This window comes from Flavobacterium sp. (assembly GCF_046155325.1).
Classification (GTDB): Bacteria; Bacteroidota; Bacteroidia; order Flavobacteriales; family Flavobacteriaceae; genus Flavobacterium.
The window spans coordinates 26911-35528 of the sequence record NZ_JBJXDQ010000078.1 but is presented as its reverse complement, the minus strand read 5'-3'; the positions used below and the strand labels follow the sequence as shown (position 1 = coordinate 35528).

At 33.7% G+C, this 8618-nt stretch carries 9 protein-coding genes; 5 read left to right on the top strand and 4 right to left on the bottom strand.

Annotated features, from left to right (window positions below):
- Both ACKVOD_RS05425 and ACKVOD_RS05420 read left to right on the top strand, forming a co-directional pair.
- Positions 1–372: ParB/Srx family N-terminal domain-containing protein (locus ACKVOD_RS05425; protein WP_409208455.1), on the top strand; the 372-nt coding region annotated here is incomplete at its 5' end.
- A complete protein-coding gene (locus tag ACKVOD_RS05420) occupies positions 344–1348 on the top strand; it encodes a ComEC/Rec2 family competence protein (RefSeq protein ID WP_409208454.1) in 1005 nt (334 codons plus the stop codon). The genes ACKVOD_RS05425 and ACKVOD_RS05420, both read left to right, overlap by 29 nt.
- Positions 1349–1422: 74 nt before the next feature.
- Here the strand turns inward: ACKVOD_RS05420 and ACKVOD_RS05415 are convergent, their stop codons facing one another.
- Positions 1423–1716, bottom strand: coding sequence for a hypothetical protein (locus ACKVOD_RS05415; protein WP_409208453.1), 294 nt, complete (start codon positions 1714–1716; stop codon positions 1423–1425).
- Between the two features lie 229 nt (positions 1717–1945).
- Between ACKVOD_RS05415 and ACKVOD_RS05410 the strand changes: the two genes are divergently transcribed.
- The gene (locus ACKVOD_RS05410) at positions 1946–2134 is read left to right on the top strand and encodes a hypothetical protein (protein WP_409208452.1); all 189 of its coding nucleotides are present in this window, start codon (positions 1946–1948) and stop codon (positions 2132–2134) included.
- Positions 2124–2720, top strand: coding sequence for a zeta toxin family protein (locus ACKVOD_RS05405; RefSeq protein ID WP_409208451.1), 597 nt, complete (start codon positions 2124–2126; stop codon positions 2718–2720). Before ACKVOD_RS05410 ends, ACKVOD_RS05405 begins: the two co-directional genes overlap by 11 nt.
- 325 nt (positions 2721–3045) lie before the next feature.
- Here the strand turns inward: ACKVOD_RS05405 and ACKVOD_RS05400 are convergent, their stop codons facing one another.
- The 3 genes from ACKVOD_RS05400 to ACKVOD_RS05390 all read right to left on the bottom strand — a co-directional run bounded on the left by ACKVOD_RS05400 (position 3046) and on the right by ACKVOD_RS05390 (position 7054).
- Positions 3046–3576 (bottom strand): thioredoxin family protein, encoded by a 531-nt coding sequence (locus ACKVOD_RS05400; protein ID WP_409208450.1) that lies wholly within the window; start codon positions 3574–3576, stop codon positions 3046–3048.
- Between the two features lie 42 nt (positions 3577–3618).
- The gene (locus ACKVOD_RS05395) at positions 3619–5424 is read right to left on the bottom strand and encodes a peptide MFS transporter (protein ID WP_409208449.1); all 1806 of its coding nucleotides are present in this window, start codon (positions 5422–5424) and stop codon (positions 3619–3621) included.
- Between the two features lie 94 nt (positions 5425–5518).
- Entirely contained in the window at positions 5519–7054 is a 1536-nt protein-coding gene (locus ACKVOD_RS05390; RefSeq protein ID WP_409208448.1) for a peptide MFS transporter, read from the bottom strand.
- A 179-nt stretch (positions 7055–7233) separates the two neighbouring features.
- Here ACKVOD_RS05390 and ACKVOD_RS05385 point away from each other — a divergent pair, with 179 nt between their 5' ends.
- Positions 7234–8571 (top strand): hydroxymethylglutaryl-CoA reductase, degradative, encoded by a 1338-nt coding sequence (locus tag ACKVOD_RS05385; RefSeq protein WP_409208447.1) that lies wholly within the window; start codon positions 7234–7236, stop codon positions 8569–8571.
- Positions 8572–8618: the final 47 nt, after the last annotated feature.

Below are 8618 nucleotides of genomic sequence, written 5' to 3'. Positions count from 1 at the left end.
TTTATACTTATTCACCAACAAAACTTCCTAAAGAAAATGAAAATAGAACAAATCAACCCTGAATTAAAAATAGAACAAATTAACCCTGACAAACTTATTCCTTATGCAAACAATGCCAGACAACATGATGAAATACAAATAGCACAAATAGCAGGAAGCATAAAAGCATTTGGATTTAATCAGCCAATTTTAATTGACAAAGAAAATGTAATCATTGCAGGACATGGCAGATTGTTTGCATCTTTAAAATTAGATTTAAAGACTGTGCCTTGCGTAAGATTAGAACATTTAACTGAAACAGAAAAACAGGCATACATCCTTGCAGATAATAAGATTGCTTATTTTGCTGTTCCAACCTTCGTTTTTGTTTGATGTGGGTTTTCAATTGAGTTATTTAGCATTATTTTTTATTCTTTGGCTACAACCTTTATTAGCCCAACTTTGGGTACCTCAAAATAAAGTAACGAACTACTTTTGGGAAATTCTAACTGTTTCTTTTGCTGCGCAAATTGGCGCATTTCCATTGAGCATATACTATTTTCATCAGTTTCCGGGTTTGTTTTTTGTAACCAATTTAGTCGTGATTCCGTTTTTGAGTATCATTATGGTTTTGGGCGTAATTGTCATGATTTTGGCAGCTTTCGATGTTGCGCCACTGTTTTTATCCAAAGCACTAGAGTGGAGTATTTTTATTTTAAACAAAATCATCAATGCTATTGCTTCGCTAGAGCAATTTATTATTCAAGATATTCCATTCAACAGTTATTTGTTGTGGAGTGTTTATTTGCTGATAATTGCAACAGTTATTTGGTTTAAAAAGCCAAGTTTTAATAGGCTTTCTCTAGCAATGATTGCAATTCTAATAGTGCAATTTAGCTATTTCCTAACGCATTGGACAATTCAAAACCAGAAGGAATTCGTCATTTTCCATTCGAAAAAGAACACGCTGATTACGGAACGAAATGGAGAAAATAGTACTCTGTTTGCCAATGACAGCCTTTTGAAAACAGCTAATGAAAATAAAACATTGAATGCATACTTAATAGGCAATTTCAGTTATTTACAATCGACAGAAAAGTTACAAAACACCCTTTACTTTAAAGGCAAGAAGATTTTAATTTTGGATAGTTTGGGCGTTTATCCCAAAAATACTAAGCCAGATATTGTGGTGCTGACCCAATCTCCAAAAATAAATATGGACAGACTATTTCAAAACCTAAAACCACAAATAGTTGTGGCAGACGCTTCCAATTATAGAACTTATATTAGTCTCTGGAAAGCCACTTGCCTTAAAAACAAAATCCCTTTTCACGCTACTGGCGAAAAGGGATATTATAAATTAGATTGAGATTATTTCGTTTTAGGAATTCCTTTAAACTATCAATATATGTACAGTTTCAAAAAGTGTTGATGTTAATTGATTTACTTTTGTTCAAAATAAAATTCGTGGGTTTTAATTACTTCTTCTCTTCCCATTTGAACTAAATCTCCTGTTTCTTTTAAAAAAATACCTAAACTTCTTTCGTTATAAATTAATTTCATCTCTGAAGAATAATCTGTAACTAAATACATATCTCCCTCAAGCTTAAAAAAAGGAATTTCTAGTTTACTTTTTATTTTTATTCCTTTGTTGACAATTACCTCTTTAGATAGTTTTTCTTTAATTACAGCATCATTTTTCTCCCACGCTGGCGCAAGCGTCACGCTTATGCCCATAAAAAATGGAATGTTGTTTCTTGATTATCTCAGTTTTAGTCCAGTTCGACAGAATGCTTTTATAAAAGGGTTTAGTATAAACAAAGCTCAAAAAACAGTTGTTTTTGAGCTTTTTTTATTAAAGTGATGGCCTTAAAACAATCAATACGGCCGCTTATTCTGTTCATGTATAATGGATTTATACCTTATTTCATTTAATTTTTGTAATTTTGTTAAAACAAATTTGGATATGAAAACAACTTCTCTTTTATATAACAATGAACCAACAGACAAAGAATTAGCGAAACTAATGAAAGACGTTTTGGTAGATGTGAAAAAAAGAGCCAAATTGGCTTCTAAAAATTTTAAAGAATTACAAAAAAAGGAAATTATAGCGTCTAAAAAACGGTATGAAAATTATATTTTAAATGGAATATAAACCTACCTTAATTGTAATTGCGGGACCTAATGGGTCTGGCAAAACATCAATTACTACTCAAATTTTAAAACATGACTGGCTTAAAGATTGTGTTTATATAAACCCTGACATGATTGCTCAAGATGAATTTGGAGATTGGAACAATAAAGAATTTGTTTTAAAAGCTGCAATTCTTGCTGCAGAAAGAAGAGAAGAATGTATTTTAAAAAAACAAAGTTTTATTTTTGAAACTGTTTTTTCTGCACCCGATAAAATTGAATTCCTTAAAAAAGCTAAAGACAATGGTTTTTTTATTCGTTTCTTTTTTGTGGGAACTTCTCATCCTTCAATAAATGCTATGAGAATAACAAACAGAGTTTTAGAGGGCGGCCACGATGTTCCGATAACAAAAATAATTTCTCGTTATATAAAATCAATTTCTAATTGTTGCGTCATTTTGAAATTTGTTGATCGCCTGTACATTTATGACAATTCTGAAGATTATAAACCTGCAAAATTAATTTTTAGATCTAGTAACGGAATTTTAACTAAAAAATATGCTGAAATAATAGATTGGAGCATTCCGATTTTAAAATCTTTAAACTGAATAAAAGTTAAACAGAGGTAAAACAAAGCTCAAAAACATACGTTTTTGAGCTTTATTTTTAAATGGGTAGTGGTATTTTTTTTCAATAGTTGAAATGATTTCAGTAATTTGAAGTTTTAAAATTGGGATATTTTCTACTGCCGTGTCCCAAATGGTTTCTGGTCTAACCCCTGCTAGCGCGAGCTTCTAGCTCTTGCCTGTAAGAGATTGTTGTCACGAGCGTGACGCTCGCGCTAGCGGGGGGGCTTTGGGAAACCACTTGCCTGAAAAACAAAATCCCTTTTCACGCGACCGGCGAAAAGGGATTTTATAAGTTAGATTGAGATTATTTTTTTGCTAAAATCCCATCGGCAACGGCCAGCCAAGCTGCTGGTCCTCCAGCAACATAACCTGTTTTATCGATAGGAACAAAATTTACTTTTCCGTCTTTCATATCTGCATTTACAAAATAAATAGTCGGGAAACCTTGAATCTGAAAACCTTGTTGCAATTCGGCATTTTGTTTTTGAATTTCAGGAGTTTGGGGAGTTCTTCTTGGATAGTCCAACTCGACTAAAACTACATTTTTCTTTGCCCAAGTCTCAAATTCAGGTGTTTTCAACACCTCTTTTTGCAAACGAATACACCAACCACACCAGTCACTTCCTGTAAAAAAAAGCAACATAGGTTTTTTCGATGAATTGCTCAGAGCAACCGCTTTGTTCATATCGGTATGCCAAACAAATGGCATCTCTTTTTCGACTTCTACTGATTTATTTTCAGTTTTGGTTGCTTTTTTAACTTTGGTTTTTTTAACTGTTTGTGCCTGAAGATTTAATATTCCTAAAAGCAAGAATAATACAATTTTATATTTCATTTTTATTTAATTTTAAAATTTAACTTCCCAAATATAGTGCCATTATCGAACACCGTGCATTAATTTTTTGATGATAGGTGACATGGCAATCGAAAAAACCGCTACAGACATAGAAATCAGGGTTAACATCCAAAAGAAATAACTCAATCCGTGTTCATTTGCTATGGTGTCAATGTTTTCGCCAAACATTCCAGCTCCTTTCATTCCAATTGCGACTGCAAGATACCAAACTCCAAACATAAATGCAATCATTCTTGCCGGAACTAATTTGCTCACATAAGACAATCCTACTGGAGAAATACACAATTCGGCCATCGTATGGAAAAGATAGACAAGGATAAGCCAGATCATGCTTACCGATGCCGTTTTAGCTCCTGGAAGTATGCCGTCTGCACCAAAAGCAACGCAAGCCATTCCCAAAGCCAACAAGGACATCCCGATTCCGAATTTTAAATTTGCGGATGGATTGTATTTGCTCTCCCACCATTTTGAAAATAAAGGTGCCAAAGTGATGATAAATAAGGAGTTTAAAGTCGAAAACCAAGTAGCAGGAACCTCGGTTAATGGTGTGGTTACTTTATCGATTTTAAAAGATGCTAATGTGACATCTGATAAGGCTAAATAGCCAGCAGAATAAAAATCTTTCACCAACATCCAAATAGCAATGGCCCAAATAATAACGAAACTAATACTCAAGATCATATTGGCTACTGCATAATTTTTGAACGTTTGCTTGAATAATAAATACAAAACCCAAGTGATAATGGCCAATGGTAATATCGTAATCAAGGAATTGATTACTAAAAAGGTTATGCTCCAGTTTCCTTCTAAAACTCTATTCGTATAATCGCTGGCAAAAATGGTCAAACTATTAGGCGATTGCTCAAATATAGCCCAAAAGAAAATGGTCAAAAAAGCGAAGAATGTCACGGCAATTAACTTCTCTTTCGTGATTTGAGAATATTGAGTGAATCGATAAATAAGTAACAAAATAAATAATCCCAAAGCAGTAACAATGGCAATGGAGTTTCCGTTTTCGCCCAGAAAACCAAAAATATTGATTTTGCCCCCCGAAATTTTTGATGCTGGATCGTTTAGTATCCAAAGTAATCCCAAAATACAAGTTATCGCTATAACGCCTAATTGTATCGGGGTAAAAGGATTTCTTTTATCGGTATCTAAAGCTTCGGCTTTAGCTTTGCTTACTGCATTAGGTTTTAAACCAATATCCCCAAAGATATTTTGGGATAACCAAAACTGTAAGGTTCCGAAAAACATAAAGATTCCAGCTAATCCAAAACCATAACTCCAACCTACTTTTTCTCCTAAATAACCGCAAAGTAATATCCCGAAAAACGCACCTGCATTAACTCCCATATAAAATAAAGTATAAGCGCCATCTTTTTTCTCGGGACGATCTTTATATATTTCCGAAATAATAGAAGTCATGTTTGGTTTAAAAAATCCGTTACCGAAAACCAATAACAACAATCCCAAGTAGATGGAAAATTCCGTTTCGACCGCCATCGAGGCGTGTCCTAAAGTCATCAATGTAGCTCCAAGTACAATAGCCCAACGAAAACCAATTATTTTATCGGCAAAATAACCGCCTAGCATAGTTGACAAATAAACCAATCCTACATAAGACCCAAAAAGAGCGGAAGCATTTTCTCTAGTCCATTCCCACCCCCCATCAACTGCAGCTGTTGTCAAGAATAAAATAAGCAAAGAGCGCATGCCATAAAAGGAAAACCGTTCCCACATTTCGGTAAAAAACAAAACAAATAATCCTGCTGGATGTCCTAAAACTGGATTTTTAAAAAACTGGTCTGTTGAATTTTGGTTCATATTTTAATCTCTTTTAGGTTTAATTCCTCGAAGCTGTGCTTCGGTTTTTTTTCCACAGATTGCTAATACCTCTCGAAATATTCTCCGAGTTAGTTTATTTATTTAATTCTTTATCTACTCCGTGCATTAATTTATTAATTGATTTTGATAGTGCCAAAAGTACAATTCCAAAACCTATTCCGGTATAAAATAAATATTCGAAAAGTTTCAAATAGCTTTGTTTTGCCAAATTCAAATCGGGAGCTTCCCCGTTTGAGGTGTCCACAGAGGCAATATTGGCCAATATGGAGGCTATAAATTCAGATCCGGCAGTGGCTAAAAACCACACACCCATCATAAAACCTACGATTTTTACGGGGGACAATTTAGTAACCGCAGAAAGACCAACAGGCGACAAACAAAGCTCTGCGCAAGTATGAAGAAAATAAGTTAGTACTAACCAAAACATACCCACTTTTCCCATTCCTGAAACATTTATTCCTAAAACTAAGGAACCAAATCCAAGACCAACTAATAATAAAGCAATCGAAAATTTGATGGCTGTATTGGGATTGTATTTTCCTAATTTAACCCAAAGCCAAGCAAAAACAGGAGCGAAAAGGACAATGAATAAAGCATTAAGACTCAAAAAATTACCTGCAGGGATAGTTCCTCTATCTAAAATCCTGTCGGCAAAAAGATTCAAAGATGTATATGCCTGTTCAAACAAAGCCCAAAAAACAATGGTGAAAATAATTAAAATTGTAAGTGCAATTAATCGTTCTCTTGCTATTTTATCTAATTGGGTTATGGCATAATATGCAATATATATAAACGAAATCCCTCCCGCAATAATAAGTAAATTTTGAACTACACTATGACTTTGAACCATCTGCCAAACTATAGCTATTGAGAATATGCTTCCACCATAAATTAACCATTCGTTTTTGATGCCAAAAGCTTTCTTTTCTAAAAATTCTGGAAAATTCGATTCGCCTTTTCCCAACAGCAATTTTTTACCTGAAATAAAAGTTAATAAACCTATAAGCATTCCGATGCCTGCTGCACCAAAGCCATAGCTCCATCCATAAATTTCGCCTAACCATACGCAAACTAAAGTTGCCAAAAAAGACCCTAAATTGATTCCCATATAAAAAATGGTGAATCCAGAGTCGCGTCGTTTGTCTCCTTCAGCGTACAATTCTCCAACCAAAGATGAAATATTAGCTTTCAAAAAACCAACTCCCATCACTATAAAAGCTAGGGACAAATAAAATATTTGCAAAGCAAAATCATCCCTTACAATTTCTCCTGTTAATGTTTTGGTAGTGGCATTTCCTTCATAAGCCATTCCTAAATGACCTAGTACTAATAATATTCCACCAAAAACAATCGCTTTTCTGAATCCTAAATATCTATCAGCAATAAAACCACCCACGACTGGCATAGCGTATACTAGAGCAGCGTAACTCCCCACTAATAAATTACCAGCTTCATCTGAAAAAAAATAATATTTTGTAAGATAAAAAATAAGCAAGGCCTTCATCCCATAAAATGAAAATCGTTCCCACATTTCGGTAAAAAACAAGATAAAAAGGGCACGTGGATGTCCGAAAAAATTATCTGTGTGCAATTGGGTATCGGTTGTCATAAGATAAGATTATAAATTATTTATAATACAAGTAGTGTTTAAATAATAAAGGTCAATTTTAGTGAAAAATTTACACTTATTTCACATTTAACTTGTTAAATGTTGAAAATAAAATTAGCATACCCTGTTTTTAGACTGCAAATAAAACCGCTAAAAACGTATATTTGTATCCAAATGGATTGAAATATTTTAAAATGAATAACTTTATAACTGGATTTTCTAAATTATCCAAAGAAGAAAAAATAAACTGGATTGCCAAGGAATACTTTTCAAATCCTAAGGAAGCACTATCATTGCTGAAAAACTATTGGAATACCGACGAAAAAATTCAGAATCTACACGACGAATTTATAGAAAATACGATAACTAATTTTTATTTACCACTGGGTGTGGCTCCCAATTTTCTAATCAACGGAAAACACTATACCATTCCGATGGTTATTGAAGAAAGTTCGGTTGTAGCTGCTGCGGCAAAAGCAGCGAAGTTTTGGTCAACTCGTGGCGGTTTTAAAACTACAGTTTTAAATACTGAAAAAATTGGTCAGGTTCATTTTATGTTTACTGGCGATGCTTTAAAACTAGAAAAATTCTTTTTAGAAATTAAAGCTAAATGTATCGCTGCAACGGAAAGCATTACTAAAAATATGCAAAAACGGGGCGGTGGCATTCTAGAAATTGAACTAAGAAACAAAACTCATTTAATAGAAAATTACTATCAATTGCATGCTACTTTTGATACTAAAGATTCAATGGGAGCCAATTTTATCAATTCGTGTTTAGAACAATTTGCCAAAACTTTGAAAGAAGAAGTCCATTCATTTGAATCATTTTCAGAAGAAGAAAAAAATATTGAGGTAGTGATGAGCATTTTGTCAAATTATGTTCCAAATTGTATTGTTCGAGCCGAAGTTTCCTGTCCTTTGGAAGAATTAATAGAAAAACATATTAATGATCCTAAAGATTTTGCCGAAAAATTTGTAAGAGCTGTTCAAATTGCCGAAATAGAACCTTTTAGAGCAGTTACTCATAATAAGGGAATCATGAACGGAATCGATGCCATAGTAATTGCAACTGGCAATGATTTTAGGGCTGTCGAAGCTGGAGTTCATGCTTATGCTTCTAGAAACGGACAGTATTCCAGTTTATCACATGCCAAAATCGAGAATGGGATTTTCAGTTTTTGGCTTGAAGTACCTTTAGCTTTGGGAACCGTTGGCGGTTTGACTTCGCTTCACCCATTAGTAAAATTTTCGTTAGAAATGTTAGAAAATCCAACTGCAAAAGAGTTAATGCAAATAGTCGCAGTAGCTGGATTAGCCCAGAATTTTGCAGCTTTACGTTCTTTAACAACAACTGGAATACAAGAAGGACACATGAAAATGCATTTGAATAACATACTCAACCAACTGGAAGCTACCGATGAGGAACGCCTACTTATTCGAAAACATTTCGAAAAAAATGTTGTTACACATAGTAGCGTTGTTGATTATATTCAAAAATTAAGGAGGATAATCTAGCATTAAGATAAAGATAAAAACAGATTTTATAAAAAAACAGTCATTAA